This is a genomic window from Anaerobium acetethylicum (assembly GCF_900096945.1).
Lineage (GTDB): Bacteria > Bacillota > Clostridia > Lachnospirales > Lachnospiraceae > Anaerobium > Anaerobium acetethylicum.
Map to the genome: position 1 here is coordinate 108480 of NZ_FMKA01000010.1, position 15018 is coordinate 123497.

14 protein-coding genes are annotated in these 15018 nt (G+C 44.0%); all 14 read left to right on the forward strand.

Annotated features, from left to right (window positions below):
* Nucleotides 1-66 precede the first annotated feature (66 nt).
* Entirely contained in the window at nt 67-1314 is a 1248-nt protein-coding gene (locus BJR36_RS09955; protein ID WP_207648848.1) for a LysM peptidoglycan-binding domain-containing protein, read from the forward strand.
* A 29-nt stretch (nt 1315-1343) separates the two neighbouring features.
* Nucleotides 1344-1625: an SHOCT domain-containing protein gene (locus BJR36_RS09960; RefSeq protein WP_091233549.1), complete on the forward strand. Its 282-nt coding sequence runs from the start codon at nt 1344-1346 to the stop codon at nt 1623-1625.
* 102 nt (nt 1626-1727) lie between these two features.
* Complete coding sequence (locus BJR36_RS09965) at nt 1728-2630, forward strand: radical SAM protein (protein WP_091233552.1); 903 nt, start codon at nt 1728-1730, stop codon at nt 2628-2630.
* A gap of 94 nt (nt 2631-2724) precedes the next feature.
* Nucleotides 2725-3978 carry a coproporphyrinogen-III oxidase family protein gene (locus tag BJR36_RS09970; protein ID WP_091233554.1) on the forward strand — a complete coding sequence of 418 codons (1254 nt, stop codon included), beginning with the start codon at nt 2725-2727 and terminating at the stop codon, nt 3976-3978.
* A gap of 299 nt (nt 3979-4277) precedes the next feature.
* A complete protein-coding gene (locus BJR36_RS09975) occupies nt 4278-5426 on the forward strand; it encodes a LacI family DNA-binding transcriptional regulator (protein WP_242875520.1) in 1149 nt (382 codons plus the stop codon).
* A 312-nt stretch (nt 5427-5738) separates the two neighbouring features.
* Nucleotides 5739-7088: a sn-glycerol-1-phosphate dehydrogenase gene (locus tag BJR36_RS09980; protein WP_091233556.1), complete on the forward strand. Its 1350-nt coding sequence runs from the start codon at nt 5739-5741 to the stop codon at nt 7086-7088.
* A 47-nt stretch (nt 7089-7135) separates the two neighbouring features.
* Entirely contained in the window at nt 7136-7768 is a 633-nt protein-coding gene (locus BJR36_RS09985; protein ID WP_091233558.1) for an HAD family hydrolase, read from the forward strand.
* 854 nt (nt 7769-8622) lie between these two features.
* Nucleotides 8623-9669: a methionine ABC transporter ATP-binding protein gene (locus BJR36_RS09990; RefSeq protein WP_091233560.1), complete on the forward strand. Its 1047-nt coding sequence runs from the start codon at nt 8623-8625 to the stop codon at nt 9667-9669.
* Nucleotides 9659-10324 carry a methionine ABC transporter permease gene (locus BJR36_RS09995; protein WP_091233563.1) on the forward strand — a complete coding sequence of 222 codons (666 nt, stop codon included), beginning with the start codon at nt 9659-9661 and terminating at the stop codon, nt 10322-10324. Before BJR36_RS09990 ends, BJR36_RS09995 begins: the two co-directional genes overlap by 11 nt.
* A 79-nt stretch (nt 10325-10403) precedes the next feature.
* A complete protein-coding gene (locus BJR36_RS10000; protein ID WP_091233566.1) occupies nt 10404-11252 on the forward strand; it encodes a MetQ/NlpA family ABC transporter substrate-binding protein in 849 nt (282 codons plus the stop codon).
* 230 nt (nt 11253-11482) lie between these two features.
* The gene (locus tag BJR36_RS10005; RefSeq protein WP_207648849.1) at nt 11483-12136 is read left to right on the forward strand and encodes a putative ABC transporter permease; all 654 of its coding nucleotides are present in this window, start codon (nt 11483-11485) and stop codon (nt 12134-12136) included.
* 128 nt (nt 12137-12264) lie between these two features.
* Nucleotides 12265-13032, forward strand: coding sequence for an AzlC family ABC transporter permease (locus tag BJR36_RS10010; RefSeq protein WP_091233569.1), 768 nt, complete (start codon nt 12265-12267; stop codon nt 13030-13032).
* Nucleotides 13013-13348, forward strand: coding sequence for a branched-chain amino acid transporter permease (locus BJR36_RS10015; RefSeq protein ID WP_091233572.1), 336 nt, complete (start codon nt 13013-13015; stop codon nt 13346-13348). Before BJR36_RS10010 ends, BJR36_RS10015 begins: the two co-directional genes overlap by 20 nt.
* Nucleotides 13349-13643: 295 nt before the next feature.
* On the forward strand, nt 13644-14693 hold the full coding sequence (locus tag BJR36_RS10020; RefSeq protein ID WP_091233575.1) for a GNAT family N-acetyltransferase: 1050 nt from the start codon (nt 13644-13646) through the stop codon (nt 14691-14693).
* Nucleotides 14694-15018: the final 325 nt, after the last annotated feature.

The window sequence follows — 15018 nt, forward strand, 5'->3', positions numbered from 1 at the left end:
GCGATGCAAAATCGGAAAAGTTTTAAGCGGATTTGCACCTTTTTCATTCAGAAAGCGGGTGGAGGTATGAAAAGCTTAACTAGAAAATGGACAGCAATGCTGACAGTTATGATGCTCATGCTGATAGCAGCCTATCCGGCTGCAGAGGCCAAAGCGGCAGAAGCATCCCAGTTGGTTTCAAAGGGGAATACCACAGAGAAGGTGATTGCACTGACATTTGACGACGGCGATGATGGAGGGAATATAGCTGCCCTGCTCCAGATCCTTTCCGACAACGGCGTAAAGGCAACCTTTTTCCTGACAGGAAAGGCTGTAGAGTCCCACCCTCAGAAAATCAAAGACATAATTGCAAAAGGACATGCCATTGGAAACCATACATACTCGCACCCATATTTCACCCAGATCACTGCAGAACAGATGAAGGCGGAGGTTGAGAAGGCGGATGCCCTGATCAGGAACCTCACAGGCCTTACAACAAAGCCATATTTCAGACCGCCATACGGCGCCTACAATGCCGGAGTGCTGCAGGCTATGGGAGAGGCAGGGTATACAAAAACCGTTACATGGACAATCGACACCATTGACTGGGAAGGACGTTCTGCAGCGGAAATGACCCAGAAGGTGCTTGGCAATGCAGTTCCAGGAGCAATCATCCTGATGCATGCTGGTTCCGGAGCTGTTAATACGCCGGCTGCGCTTCCGGGAATCATCAGCGGACTTAAAACGGCAGGATACCGTTTCGTGACGATACCTGAGCTTCTGGGATTCAGCACTAACTCTGTACAGTATGTGGTCAAAGCCGGAGATACCCTTTACAGGATAGCGAGATTATACGGGGTAACCGTGCAGCAGATAGCCGCAGCAAACAACATAGCCAACATTAATCTCATTTACACAGGCCAGGTGCTCCAGATTCCGGGAACAGGTGGAACCACGCCGCCGGTTACGCCGACCACTCCGACCACGCCGTCAGCCGAAATAAAATGTACGGTAAAAGCGGGCGATACTCTTTACAGAATTGCGAAATTATACGGGGTAACCGTTCAGCAGCTGGCAGCGGCAAACAAAATAGCAAATATCAATCTGATTTTTGTTGGCCAGGTGCTGACAATACCTGGAACAGGAGGAACGGTCACGCCTGTCACACCGGTCACTCCGACGACGCCAGCTGTCACAAAATATACGGTAAAAGCAGGGGATACCCTGTATAAAATTTCGCTGGTATACAAAGTTACTGTGCAGCAGCTTGTCACGTCAAACAAGATTGTAAATCCGAACCTGATATTTGTCGGCCAGGTGCTGATTATTCCGTAGCAGGGCCGATTCACAGAGGAGGTGTACATATGCATCCATTTTATGGACAAAACAGCCGTTTTTTTTCGACGAAAAGTCAGCCGGCAGGAGCGGAGAAAAACTGGTGGATAGGGCTTGTTTCAATGGTGATGTATCTTTTGTTCTGGGCTGCGGCGATGGTCATGGCTGTACGGATTGCTAAGAAATATGTTCCGATGCCTGAAGAATCGGGCGAGGGCCGGGATCCTGCCATGTCTATTATCCGCGAACGCTATGCAAGAGGAGAAATCGATACAAAAGAATTCAGACAGAAGAAGGCAAAATTAAGCTAAAGGGAGAAAATACATAGCGGGATAAATAAGGCTGCGCGGCATAGCCCGGGAGAGAAGATTCCCGGGGGCCGGGCAGTTCCTTTCAGTGGAACGGGGTGAAGTATGAAAATCAGATCATTTCTACAGCTTTCGTTTGCAGGAATCACTACGGTCATTTTTAAGAGGAAAAAGCCTGTCATTGGCTCAATCATCGTTACAGACAGATGCAACCTTTCCTGCAGACACTGTGCGGTGAGCAATATTACAGGCATACTCTACCCATATGCCCGCATCAGGGCAGATATGCAGAACCTGTTTGACCAGGGCGTAAGGGTGCTTTTGTTTTATGGCGGAGAACCGTTTCTGTGGAAGGACAGCGGAAGAACGATCAGAAATCTGGTGATTGAGGCGAAAACCATGGGCTTCGCACTTGTGAATGTCGTTACAAACGGCACATTTCCACTTGCAATTCCTGAGGCTGATCTGATTCTGGTAAGCCTTGACGGCGGGAGGGAAAAGCACAATGCAATACGCGGGGACACCTATGACCGGATAATTTCAAACATTAGGAACTCGACATCGGATAACATCTGCCTCTATATGGCCATAAACAGGATAAACAAGGACGATATCGAAAAGGTCTGCAGGACGGCAAAGAGCATGAAGAACGTAAGGGCAGTATCTTTTAATTTCCATACACCCTATCCTGGTACCGAGTATCTGAAACTCTCAAAAAGGGAAAAGCAGGATTGCTGCAGCAGGATTGGAAAAATGATGGATGCAGGATATCCGGTTCTGAATCTCAGAACCGCATTCCCATATGTGATAAGAAACACCTTTAAAACTCCTTGCAGCCAGTGCGTGATCATCGAGAACGGAAAACAGTGGACTTGCGGAAGATGTATCGATATACAGGGGCTCTGCAGCCAGTGCGGCTTTCTGTTTGCGGCAGAATATTCGCTGGTTTTCGGCGGTGATATCAGGGTGATCGCTGATATGGTCAGGACATATATGAAATATCTGTGACCAGGGTTTATATGTAAAATCTGCATATTAACATTTCATGGACGGCGGTTCTGAACATAAAGAAATATGTATGACTAAGAAGGAGGTTGCCGAGATGCTGTTTACATCAATACTTAGAATAATCCTCACGCGTTCGTTCAGGCCTTTTGTGTTTGAAGGAAGGTATACGAATACTCTGAAATTCGAGAACCTGGATGACCTGGGGCTTTATGTCCATATTCCCTTCTGCAGATCCCTGTGCAGCTTCTGTCCATACTGCAAGGAGATATACAATAAGCAGAGGGCAGACTTGTATAAACTTGCACTTCTCAAGGAAATCGATATTGCATGCAGAAACCTGAAAGGCAGGAAAAAGGCAACCAGCCTGTATTTCGGAGGAGGTACTCCGGCGATGATGATCGACGATCTCCAGGACATCATCGAAAAGCTGAAGGAATACTTTGACATAGAAGGCGGAGTCGGGGTGGAACTGCATCCAAGTGACATAACAGAAGAGAATATGAAGAAACTCAGGGCTGCCGGGGTTACCATGGTCAGTTTGGGAATCCAGTCATTCAACGAGGAATGCCTGCGCAAACTGGGCAGGAGCGGCACTTCCTTCAGGGAGAAAATACGGCTTGCAGCAGCATCGGGATTTGATGTGGTCGATGTGGATTTTATATTTGCAATACCGGGGCAGACTGACGAAATCCTGGCAGAGGACATCAGGACGGCTTTCGACTGCGGCGCTACCCAGGTCTCAACCTACCCTTTCATTGATTTTACGTTCGCAGATAATGAATACAAGCCAATGTCTGAAAAGGTGAAGAAGCGGATGCTGAAAAACCTGAATGAATACTGTAAAAAGATTCATATTGAGAGGACTTCTGTCTGGACCTTTGCAAAGCCCGGAACCGAAAAATACTCTTCAATCACCAGGGATGCCTTCCTCGGATTCGGACTGTCTGCAACCTCACTCTTAAGGGGAAGCTTCAAGATCAATACCTTCTCCCTGGAAGGCTACCTGGAGAGAATAAACGCAGGCAGGCTTCCGACCTCCCTCACCATCAGGTTTACAAGGCGGCAGAGGGCTGCATATTACCTTTTCTGGAGCACCTATGCAATGCATATAAATATGGACAAATTTGAAAAGATAATCGGTACGCCGCTGAAAAAGATGTTCGGCCCTGAATTGTTTCTTGCTGAAAAGGCAGGGATGGTACGGCGCAAAGGCAATGTCTATGAGATCACCGAGAAGGCATCCTACCTATATCACGACATCGAACAGGTATATACGACGGCCTATATCGACAAAATGTGGAATGTGTCCAGAAAAGAGGCTTTTCCGGATCAGATCATCCTGAAATGAAGGATTAATTGGAAAATCTGAGTAACTGTTCAGAATAGTCACAAATCTGATACGGATATTTTAAGGGGCATACAGTCCACCCGTTAAATGGTATACTGATATAAAATGAGTTGGGGTCAAAAGGTATTTTGCCCCCTGATACCTACGGATTGTTACGCACTTTGTGCTCTCACAATCCTAAAAACATTCAAAATCCGCCCTATTCGGGCTACTTTCTCATGTTTTGTGGGTCTCAAAGTCATGTTTTTTCATGCAAGCATGAAACACATGACCTTTTGACCCTGGTATCATAAAATATAGTGAAAAAGCTTTTTTCGAAGCTGGTGAACCTTATCTTCGAAAGGGCAGGGAAAGGAACTGGAAGGTTGAACAAAAAAGATATAACTTCATCAGATGTAGCAAAAAAGGCCGGAGTCTCCCAAGCTTCGGTCTCCATGATTTTGAACAGAAAGTACAATGTCTCCTTTTCGCGAGAAACCATAGAGCGGGTTGAAAAAGCAGCAGAGGAACTGGGATATTCGTTAAGCAAAAAGTCGAAACAGAGACAGTCGAATATGAAAAAGACTATTTTTGTTGTCTGCCCTCATTCGAGCAATTCCTATTATGATATGTTAATAGACGGTATCGAGGAAGTGGCAAATATGAATAAATATTCGGTATTCATTGCCCATACAAGGCGTGATGAGACAGTTGAGGACCGCATACTCAGGCAGATTGAGAAGCTGCGGCCTTCCGGCCTTCTTTTCACCTGCACGCCCACGTCGGTCGAGCACATGCAGAGCCTGAATGAGAAGATTCCGCTTATGCTGATCGGGGAAAAGGATGCTGTTCCGGGGATTGATGCGGTGGAACTGAACAGCAGGAAGCTGGGAGGCATGATTGCGAAAAAGCTGATTGAGCTGGGGCATCGGAAAGTAGCCTATGTCACGACTCCCCTGTCGGAAAAGCAGACAGCAAGAAAAAGGAGATTGGAAGGGTTCTGTAAAGAGTTTGAAAATATTAATGGATTGGACAAGGTATCAATTAAAACCATGCCTGACGAGATGAACAGGATACTTGTGGGGGCGGACTCGGAATACAGGACGGGATACGAGCTTACCATGGAGCTCATCAGGGAAGTGCCCGATGTTACCGCCATTGTTGGGGTCAATGACATGGTAGCCCTGGGTATCCGCGATGCCCTGTTGGAAGAAAAGTATAAAATCCCGGAACATATCACTGTGATAGGATGTGACAACATCCTTTTCTCTAAAATACGGGGTATCGATCTTACCACAATCGACCATTATGCATCGCACAAAGGCAGGGAAGCCTGCAAACTGCTGATCAGAAAAATCGAACTTTCGAAGAACAGAAAGAGTGAAGATGAAGTGGTTCTGCAGCACCGTGTTGAATATGAACCGAGAATTATTGAAAGGGGAAGTTCCTCCTACCCTGTTAATAAGTGATGTTGGGGGCAAAAGGTATTTTGCCCCCTTAATACCTGCGGATTGTTTCGCACTTCGTGCTCTCACAATCCTAAAAAACATTCGAAATCCGCCCTGTCGGGCTACTTTCTCATGTTTTTGCGGGTCTCAAAGTCATGCTTTTTCATGCAAGCATGAAACACATGACCTTTTGACCCTGGTATTAATAAATCAAAATATTAATTATACAGTATGATTAATATTTTGAAACCGTGTTTGACAAAAGCATGAGAAGGGTCTAGTTTTACTGTTATAGGAACAGAACGTGCAGTGAAGAAATTGGAGGAAACGATCATGCAAAAAGTTGATTTTAGCAAGGAATTGGGCGATGCATTTGTTTGCGGGTGCGGCAGGACGCATTTCTGTGAGGTTGAGGACATCATCATAGGCGATCATGTTCTGGAACAGCTGCCGGAAATATTAGGCAGATATGAGTATAAGAATATCTGCATCGTGTCCGATATCAATACGGAAAAAGCGGCGGAAATCAGGCTGTACGGTATTTTGGAACATGCGGGAATACCTTTTGAAAAGATTGTTTTTCAGGACACATTCCTCGTGCCCGACGAGGCGGCAATGGGAAAGCTGCTGATTGAAATCAGCCGGGACTGCGATCTGATACTTGCAGTTGGATCAGGAACCCTGAATGATATCTGCAAATTCATGAGCTATAAATTGAAGACGGACTATTTTATAATTGCGACAGCCCCGTCTATGGATGGATTTGCATCGAATGTGGCGCCGCTGATCGTCAACCATGCAAAAACGACCTTCGAGGTTGGAATGCCGAAAGTCATTATCGGCGATCTTGACGTATTGAGCCAGGCGCCCATGGAGATGATAGCAGCAGGGGTAGGAGACGCCCTTGGAAAATATGTGTGTTTAATGGACTGGAGACTGGCTCATATCATAAAGGGCGAATACCATTGCGGGCATGTGGAACAGATGGTGAGGACTTCCATTGAAAAAGTGTCCTCGGCAATAGAAGCTGTGGTTGAAAGGGACAAGGAGGCCATATGCTCTGTAATGGAAGGGCTTGTCCTGACCGGAATTGCCATGAGTTATATAGGAAATTCAAGGCCGGCATCCGGAAGCGAGCATCACCTGTCGCATTACTGGGAAATGATGGCATTGCTGACGGGCAAAAAAATCCAGCTGCATGGAACCAAGGTTGCAATCGGAACAGTCATTGGATTGGAATTATATGATTATTTATTGAAGAATCGGGAACTGGTCCTGAAAAAGGCCGGTAGAAATCCGGAGTTCGACTATTCAGACTGGATGAACAGAATCAAAGAGGCTTATGGACCGGCAGCGGATGCTGTTATCGAGCTGGAAGGATTAGCATCAAAAAATGCAGATCAGACAGTCCGGGGCGAACTGGAAGGGCTTATGAAACATGCGGATCTGATTTTTGAAGAGATTAAAAAGCTCCCTTCAGCTGAGAGTCTGGTGGAAAGCCTGAAGCTCATGGGCGCGAAATATAAGCCTGAGCAGGTGGAGGTCGACGACCAGACATTGGCAGACAGCATCGTCTATGCGAAAGAGCTGCGAAACAGATTCGGGCTGCTGCAGCTGATCTATGATCTGGATATGCATGATGACGCAATAAACCATATACATGATTTCTTTGAGCGATTATAATAGAAAATGAAAAAAAACAGTGAGATTACTTTAGTTAAGGAGTATTTATGGATGGTATAATATTTGATGTAGATGGAACTTTATGGGATTCAACAGAGGTGGTTGCGGACTCCTGGAACCAGGCAATAGCGGAGAATTCCGATCTGGAAAGACGGGTTACGGCCAAAGAGCTGATGGGGCTTTTCGGCAAACCGCTGGAAGAAATTATGGATGCTCTTTTTCCCGGCCTGGAAAAGGAAAAGAAGGATCAGCTTGCGGTTCACTGCTATGAGTATGAAAATGCAGTAGTCGCAAAGGCGCCATGCGTCTATTATGAGGGCATGGTCGAAGGAATAAAGGAACTGTCAAAAAGATACAAGCTTTTCATTGTCAGCAACTGTCAGGAAGGATATATTGAAGCATTCCTGGAAAATACAGGTCTGGGGGAATATATCACCGACTTTACCTGCCCGGGAGATACGGGACTTCTTAAGGCTGATAATATCAGAATCATCATGGAAAGAAATAATCTGAAAAAGGCAGTATATATCGGCGATACACAGGGAGATGCCAATGCATGCAAAGATGCAGGAATTCCTATGATCTTTGCAGGTTATGGTTTTGGCTCTGTAGAGGGCGAATATACGACAATCCAGTCCTTCGGGGAACTGCTTGATATGGATTACGACGCAGTTCTGTAACTGTTCAGAGCTGCTCTCAGGCAAGGCGTTTCGAGCTTCGTTCATGATATGAATTTCTGAAATAAAAGAAAAAGGTTGACATATCTGAAATAGTTAAGTTATCATAATAAAAACTTGTGGCGATAAGGGACGTATCCCGAATGACTGCAAAAATTTTAAAATATCAAGAATGATCAAAAAAAAGAGGAGGAACCCGCATGAAAATCTCAGCAAATACAGCATTAGAAACAAATAGAATGTCAGAAGATATGATGATGTGCTGCTTTAGCTGTATGTGTATGGCTAAGGCCGTTTTTCGTGTAGGTTATGAAATCTGACAGTGATTATGATTGATGGGATAGTATGGATCAATGCTGCAGGTACATAACGTACCTGCTTTTTTTGTTTTACAGGAGTGGAGTGTCAAAAGCCCATTTACAAAATGGTATTCGTCAATTTGCACAAGTTTTCGACAATGAGGACGTGATGCAAAACATGTTCATTCGCAGCGCGCTCTCGCTTAGATGAAGACGTAGTGGTACGTAAGGCCGCAAAACACGCGGCCTAAGTACCAACGTCTTCATAAAGCTGCTCATTGAGACATGTTTTACATCACTGTGCTGTAGCTGCCGAATGTGCAAATTGACGAAGCCGAAGGTTACAAGAGGGCTTTTGACAGGCTAATCTATATCGGAAATTCCACGAATTTCCGATAAATCAAAACTCTTAGCTGACATGAATGGTATTGCAAAAAGGTGCGTTGAGTAATGACAGCCGGTGCAGAACATGGTACTCTAAAATAAAAACACTCTTAACTGTTCAGGATACAGTACTGAACAGATACAAACACTATAAAACAAACGGAAGGTGATACAATGGAAAATGGAAACAGGGAATTAGAAATAAACAGCAGCGGACCGATTATCCGTATTCAGGATGTTACAAAGACTTACAGTGCTGACAAGAGCACGCTTCATGCCCTGAAAAATGTCAGCCTTGATATAAACAAAGGTGACATATACGGCATCATCGGGATGTCAGGAGCGGGAAAAAGCACCCTGGTAAGGTGTCTGAACTTTCTTGAAACGCCCACATCTGGAACGGTAACCGTAGGCGGAAAAGACCTTTCAAAGCTTTCTGAGAAGGAGCTTAGAAAAACAAGGATGAACATAGCTATGATATTCCAGCATTTTAATCTTCTGATGCAGAGGAACGTCATAGATAACATCTGTTTTCCTTTAACGATTGCCGGAATGGGGAAAAAGGAAGCAAGGAAGAGGGCTGAGGAGCTGCTGCAGATCGTAGGGCTTGAGGATAAGGCGAAGGTTTATCCTTCACAGCTGTCAGGAGGCCAGAAGCAGAGGGTTGCAATCGCAAGGGCATTGGCAAACAATCCGGAAATACTGCTCTGCGACGAGGCGACCAGCGCTTTGGATCCCCAGACCACAAAATCGATACTGGCGCTGCTTAAGGATATCAATGCAAAATATGGAATCACGATTATTATCATCACCCATGAAATGTCCGTGGTGCAGGAGATATGCAGCCATGTAGCCATTCTGGACAATGGGAGTCTGGCGGAATCAGGCAGGGTGATTGACATTTTTTCATCGCCAAAGACAAAAGAGGCAAGGAAGCTGGTACTCGACGATGGCGAAAAAATCGCAATCATGAAGAGCAGACACTGCATAAGGATTGTATTTACTGAAAATTCATCATTTGAACCTGTAATAGGAAATATGATTCTCGAGTACAAGTCGCCGGTCAATATCCTGTATGCAGACACCAGAAATATCAATGGAACCGCAAGGGGAGAGATGATCCTGCAGCTTCCGGAAAAAGAAGAGACAGCGCAGAAGATGATAGAGTACCTGAAGGAAAGAAAGCTTGCGGTAGAGGAGGTGGAAGGATATGTGGACTAAAGAAATAACTGATATGCTGGTACAGGGCGTATACGATACCTTATATATGACAATCGTATCAACGCTTATGGGATATGTGCTCGGTCTTCCTATGGGAATCGCCTTGGCGGTTACGGATAAAAAGGGACTGAGGCCGAACAGCGTCATATATAAGATGCTCGACATCATCGTGAATATAATAAGAAGCGTACCATTCCTAATACTGCTGATCGTACTGATCCCGCTGACGAAGGCAATCGTGGGAAAAAGCTATGGATCAAGCGCTACGATTGTACCACTTGTAATTGCAGCGGCACCGTTCATTGCGAGAATGGTGGAATCTTCCATTCAGGAAGTAGATAAAGGTGTCATTGAAGCGGCACAGAGCATGGGAGCAGGACTTTTCACTATTATTTGGAAGGTGCTTCTGGTCGAGGCAAGAACCTCGCTGATTGTCGGCGTGACAATCGCAACCGGAACCATACTTGGATACTCGGCTATGGCCGGTGTGGTCGGCGGCGGCGGACTGGGAGATATTGCTATCCGGTATGGATATTACCGTTATCAGACTGACATTATGCTGGTTACAATCATCCTTCTGATTGTGCTGGTACAGATCCTTCAGGGAATAGGAATGATGCTTTCCAAAAAACTGGACAGAAGAAAAATCAAATAGCAGAAACAATAAAACGGCAATGAAGGGCGAAACCCTGAATAATAGACAATAAAGAGCAGAATGAAAAGGAGAGAATATTATGAAAAAGAGAATTTTATCAGTATTACTGGCAGCTGCGTTCGCAGCGACACTTGTTACCGGATGCGGTAACAAATCTGAAACAGATGGTACAAAAGAAGAAAGCGCAAATTCAGAAGACAAAACAATCACAGTGGCAGCATCTGCAACCCCTCATGCGGAAATACTCGAGCAGGCCGAAAAAATACTTGCAGATGAGGGGTGGACGCTTGAAGTAACCATATTCGATGATTATGTCCAGCCAAACAGCGTAGTGGAAAGTGGAGATTTTGATGCAAATTATTTCCAGCACCTTCCATACCTTGAAAGCTTCAATGAAGAACAGGGAACCCACCTTGTGAGTGCAGGCGGAATCCATTATGAACCATTTGGAATCTATCCGGGAGCAAAATCAGATCTTGCAGATCTGGAGGAAGGCGATGTGATTGCGGTTCCAAATGATACAACAAACGAAGCAAGGGCTTTGCTTCTGCTTCAGGATAACGGCGTTATCACCCTGAAGAAGGGCGCCGGCCTGACCGCAACAATCAACGATATTGAAAAAAATCCGAAAAATATTGAAATTAAGGAGCTTGAAGCTGCACAGATATCAAGGATCAAGGATGAAGTTGCCTTTATTGTATTGAACGGAAACTATGCCCTCGAAGCTGGCTTTACAGTGGCAAAAGATGCAGTGGCATACGAGCAGTCCGATTCAGAAGCAGCGAAAACATACGTCAACATCATTGCTGTAAAAGAAGGAAATGAAGAAAACGAAGGTATTAAGGCACTTGTGAAAGCTTTGAAATCTGATGAAATTAAGGAATTCATGAACAACACCTACAATGGAGCAGTTATTCCTTTTGAATAGTAATCTGGAATATTTAGGATTTCTGAAAAGATAGTAAATGATTATAGTAAATGATTATCTTTAGCAGCCAAACCAGACAGCCCCGGAGTGATGATACTCCGGGGCTGTCTGGCTACAGAGGAAATAAAATCCGCTGACCGGAAATGTCCGCCAATGAAAATATATTTGCAGGAAACGCTAAAAGGGATATAATTAAACTATAGATAAGCAATTCTGTGGAGGTGGCTGCAGTGAATCGAAGAAGGAAGCATTTTGCAGTAGGCTATAATATCTATAAGATTCTCTGGGTGTTCTTTCTTGGCGGATTCATTGGGAATATGGCGGAAATCACCTTCTATCTTCTGACCACGGGTAAGGTCATAAGCAGAAGCAGCATGATTTACGGACAGTTCAGCACTGTATGGGGCCTGGGTTTCGTGCTGCTGACTGTTCCGCTGCATAAAATAGCTGAAAAAAGAGAAATTTATATTTTCTTTGCGGGAGCACTGCTTGGCGGATTGTATGAGTACCTGTGCAGCTTTGCGCTGGAAAAATATGTGGGAGTCAGGTTCTGGGATTACAGCAGATGGCATTATAACCTGAATGGCAGGATCAACCTTCTGTTCTGCCTCTTCTGGGGGGTGGCGGCCATATTATGGATAAAAGACATTTTCCCCAGACTTTCTGATACAATCGAAAAGCTTCCGGATAGATTAGGAAAGGTCCTGACCTGGATACTGGTGGCAGTATTCATAGCCGATTCGGTTCTGTCTGGAATGGCAGTAATAAGGACTTCAGAGAGAGAAGAAGGAATAGCTGCTGAAACGGTATTTGAAAAGTTCATAGATGAATACTATCCGACTGAATTAGTCCTTGAAAGATATCCCAATATGAAACTGAAATAGCGGTATAGGATCACTATCCATAAGGGATTTTCTTACGCTCTGCGGACTATGAGGACGTAGTTCCGAATAACTGCAAGGGCTTTATACATAAATACTTAAATAATTAAATGAAAAAGCAGGTATATGAAATGAAACATCATTCAGATTCAAAAGCAGCAGCATTGAAAGCTGCATTTCCCCATACAATTCCGGTCATGCTGGGATACATTTTTCTTGGAACCGCATTCGGGATACTGCTTGGAAGCAAGGGATATTCATTTGTCTGGGCAATCGTCATGAGCTTTGGCATCTATGCGGGGTCAATGCAGTTTGTAAGCATTGGCATACTGACAAGCCCCTTTGATCTGGCATCGGCCGTTCTGCTGACACTTTCTGTAAATGCAAGGCACATCTTTTACGGTCTCTCCATGATAGAGAAGTTCAAAAAGATGGGTCGAATGAAGCCCTATATGATATTCAGCCTTACGGATGAAACTTACTCTCTTTTGTGCTCGGTAGAAGCACCCGAGGGGGTCGATGAAAGGCGTTTCTACTTCTTTATTTCCTTAATGAATCAGTTTTACTGGGTTTTGGGCTCTGCAATAGGTGGAATTGCTGGTTCAGTCTTTCAATTTGACAGCACTGGAATAGATTTCGCCATGACAGCATTGTTCGTCGTGATTTTCGTGGAACAGTGGGAAAAGAATAAAAACCATCTGCCTGCTATGACTGGGGTGATTTCAGGCATTGTATGCATTCTGATATTTGGAAAGGGAAAATTCATCATACCGGCCATGTTGGTTATATTTCTGATACTGTCCTTCTTCAGAAGATACATGGAAGACAGTGCCGGAAAGAAAAACCCAGCTGGTGCAGATAAGAAAACGGAGGGACATCATGGTTCTTACAACGACTGAGTCGATGATCATAATTCTGGCAATCGCTATGGGAACCTTTCTTACCAGGCTGATACCATTCATACTATTCCCGGCAAATAAGAAGACCCCTGAATTTGTGGATTATCTTGGAAGTGTTCTGCCTTTTGCCGTTATGGGAATGCTGGTAGTCTACTGCCTGAAAGGGATGGATTTTCTGGATTATCCTTATGGAATAGCAGAAGCCGCTGCCGTACTGTTTGTAGTTGCAATACACAAATGGAAGCACAACACGCTGCTGAGTATTGGAGGAGGAACGGTTCTTTATATGTTCCTGGTACAGGCAGTTTTCAAATGATTGAATGTGTGCGGTGTATGCTTGAATCGTGTGTAAATATGGCTGAATGTGATAAATATGCAAAAAAATGCTTGTATTACATGGTAAATGTTGACAATGAACTTGCTGGAATGGTAGTATTAAGTTAATTATTTTTTAGAACGCCTGTCCCGCGAGGTATTTTTATGATGATTTTGCATAAAGACCCGGGTTCTGCAGGTGTAAAATTGCTGGTTCTGCAATTTGTGTGCATCATATGTGGCTGTGAAGGACATAGTCCTGAATAGTTCATTCATCTGACTGCACAAGGTATCTGATGCTGAAAGAAAGAAGCAGGGACCTGTTAGAAAAATGGGGAATAGTCTGCTGCCAGAGGAAAACAATGCGAGAAGGAGCTGATTTCCTAATGAATATGCCTGACATTTATTTTGAGGAATACTGGGGATTGCTGAATGCCGAGCATGACGGAGGAGTCTATGATTCTTATACATATGAAGATGAAAATGGCCAGGTGGTATACCGTTTCATAAAACGCCCAACGATGATCCTGCCGGATACTTATGACATCACGACACCGTATGGATTCAGCGGCCCGGTCGTAACCTGGTGCAAACCTGGTAAAAGGAAAGATCTGGTCCGTAATTTTGATTTCAATTTTCAGAACTACTGCAGGGCTCATGGTATCGTTGCCGAATATGTCCGATTTTCTCCCTGGCTAAAAAACCATGAAGATTATTCGGATATCTATGAAATGAAATACAATAAATATACCGTGGGCGTAGATCTTACAAAGGATTTTTTTAACGAGGAATTTTCTTCAAAAATCAGAAACCGTATCAGGAAAGCCGAGAAAAGCGGTGTCCGGGTCGAGTTTGATTTTCATGGTGAAACGGCAGATGAGCTTTTAGGATTATATAATCTGATGGCAGAAAAGAATCATATCGGGGAACAATACAGATTTACCAGCAGATTTATGTCGGACATGGTAAAGGCCTGCAGGAACCATCAGTTTATAATTAATGTCCTTCATAATGAGAAGGTGATTTCATCGGCAATGTTCATACATGGAGGGGAATACATTCATTACCATCTGGCTGGCAATGATCCGGAATGCTATGAGTATCAGGGCAGCAGCCTGATTATTGCGAAAGCATGCGAATGGGGAAAGAGCAACGGTAAAATTGCCATGCATTTAGGAGGAGGGCCGCAGGGGCCGGACGGAAGCCTGCTTCATTTTAAGAAGCAGTTTACAAAAGAGGGCATTTTTGAGTTTTATGTGGGAAAGAAGATCCGGCTGAATGATCTGTATCAGCAGCTGGTGGAAATTAAAGGGGAACACAGCGATTATTTCCCGGCATACAGATGATAGATATTTTTGCCTGGTTCTCATTTTTTTGTAAAAAAGATATAATATATTCATTTTTTACAAATAGAATTATAAAAAATAACGATTATGCCAAGATGCTTTTAATATAATTGAATATATTTTTGTGATTGTTTGTTTAATAATTTGCAATTTTGGTCGGTTTGTGATATAATATGTCCATATCGAACTAACTGGGGAGTTAGTAGATAGTAACTAATAATTAATGTTTTTAGGTAATTGATAAATGTTTTTCTCCTTTTGTGTGGATAACTATCCCGTATATAAGGAGAGAAAAAGGGTCATTATTCAGAATAGTTTCTGGATT

Excerpts from the sequence above, each read along its gene's own strand:
- BJR36_RS10020 (WP_091233575.1), top strand. The coding sequence starts at position 13,644 with ATGCTGAAAGAAAGAAGCAGGGACCTGTTAGAAAAATGGGGAATAGTC.
- BJR36_RS10015 (WP_091233572.1), top strand. The coding sequence starts at position 13,013 with ATGGTTCTTACAACGACTGAGTCGATGATCATAATTCTGGCAATCGCT.
- BJR36_RS09960 (WP_091233549.1), top strand. The coding sequence starts at position 1,344 with ATGCATCCATTTTATGGACAAAACAGCCGTTTTTTTTCGACGAAAAGT.
- BJR36_RS09955 (WP_207648848.1), top strand. The coding sequence starts at position 67 with ATGAAAAGCTTAACTAGAAAATGGACAGCAATGCTGACAGTTATGATG.
- BJR36_RS10010 (WP_091233569.1), top strand. The coding sequence starts at position 12,265 with ATGAAACATCATTCAGATTCAAAAGCAGCAGCATTGAAAGCTGCATTT.
- BJR36_RS09965 (WP_091233552.1), top strand. The coding sequence starts at position 1,728 with ATGAAAATCAGATCATTTCTACAGCTTTCGTTTGCAGGAATCACTACG.
- BJR36_RS09970 (WP_091233554.1), top strand. The coding sequence starts at position 2,725 with ATGCTGTTTACATCAATACTTAGAATAATCCTCACGCGTTCGTTCAGG.
- BJR36_RS10000 (WP_091233566.1), top strand. The coding sequence starts at position 10,404 with ATGAAAAAGAGAATTTTATCAGTATTACTGGCAGCTGCGTTCGCAGCG.
- BJR36_RS09995 (WP_091233563.1), top strand. The coding sequence starts at position 9,659 with ATGTGGACTAAAGAAATAACTGATATGCTGGTACAGGGCGTATACGAT.
- BJR36_RS09985 (WP_091233558.1), top strand. The coding sequence starts at position 7,136 with ATGGATGGTATAATATTTGATGTAGATGGAACTTTATGGGATTCAACA.
- BJR36_RS09990 (WP_091233560.1), top strand. The coding sequence starts at position 8,623 with ATGGAAAATGGAAACAGGGAATTAGAAATAAACAGCAGCGGACCGATT.
- BJR36_RS09980 (WP_091233556.1), top strand. The coding sequence starts at position 5,739 with ATGCAAAAAGTTGATTTTAGCAAGGAATTGGGCGATGCATTTGTTTGC.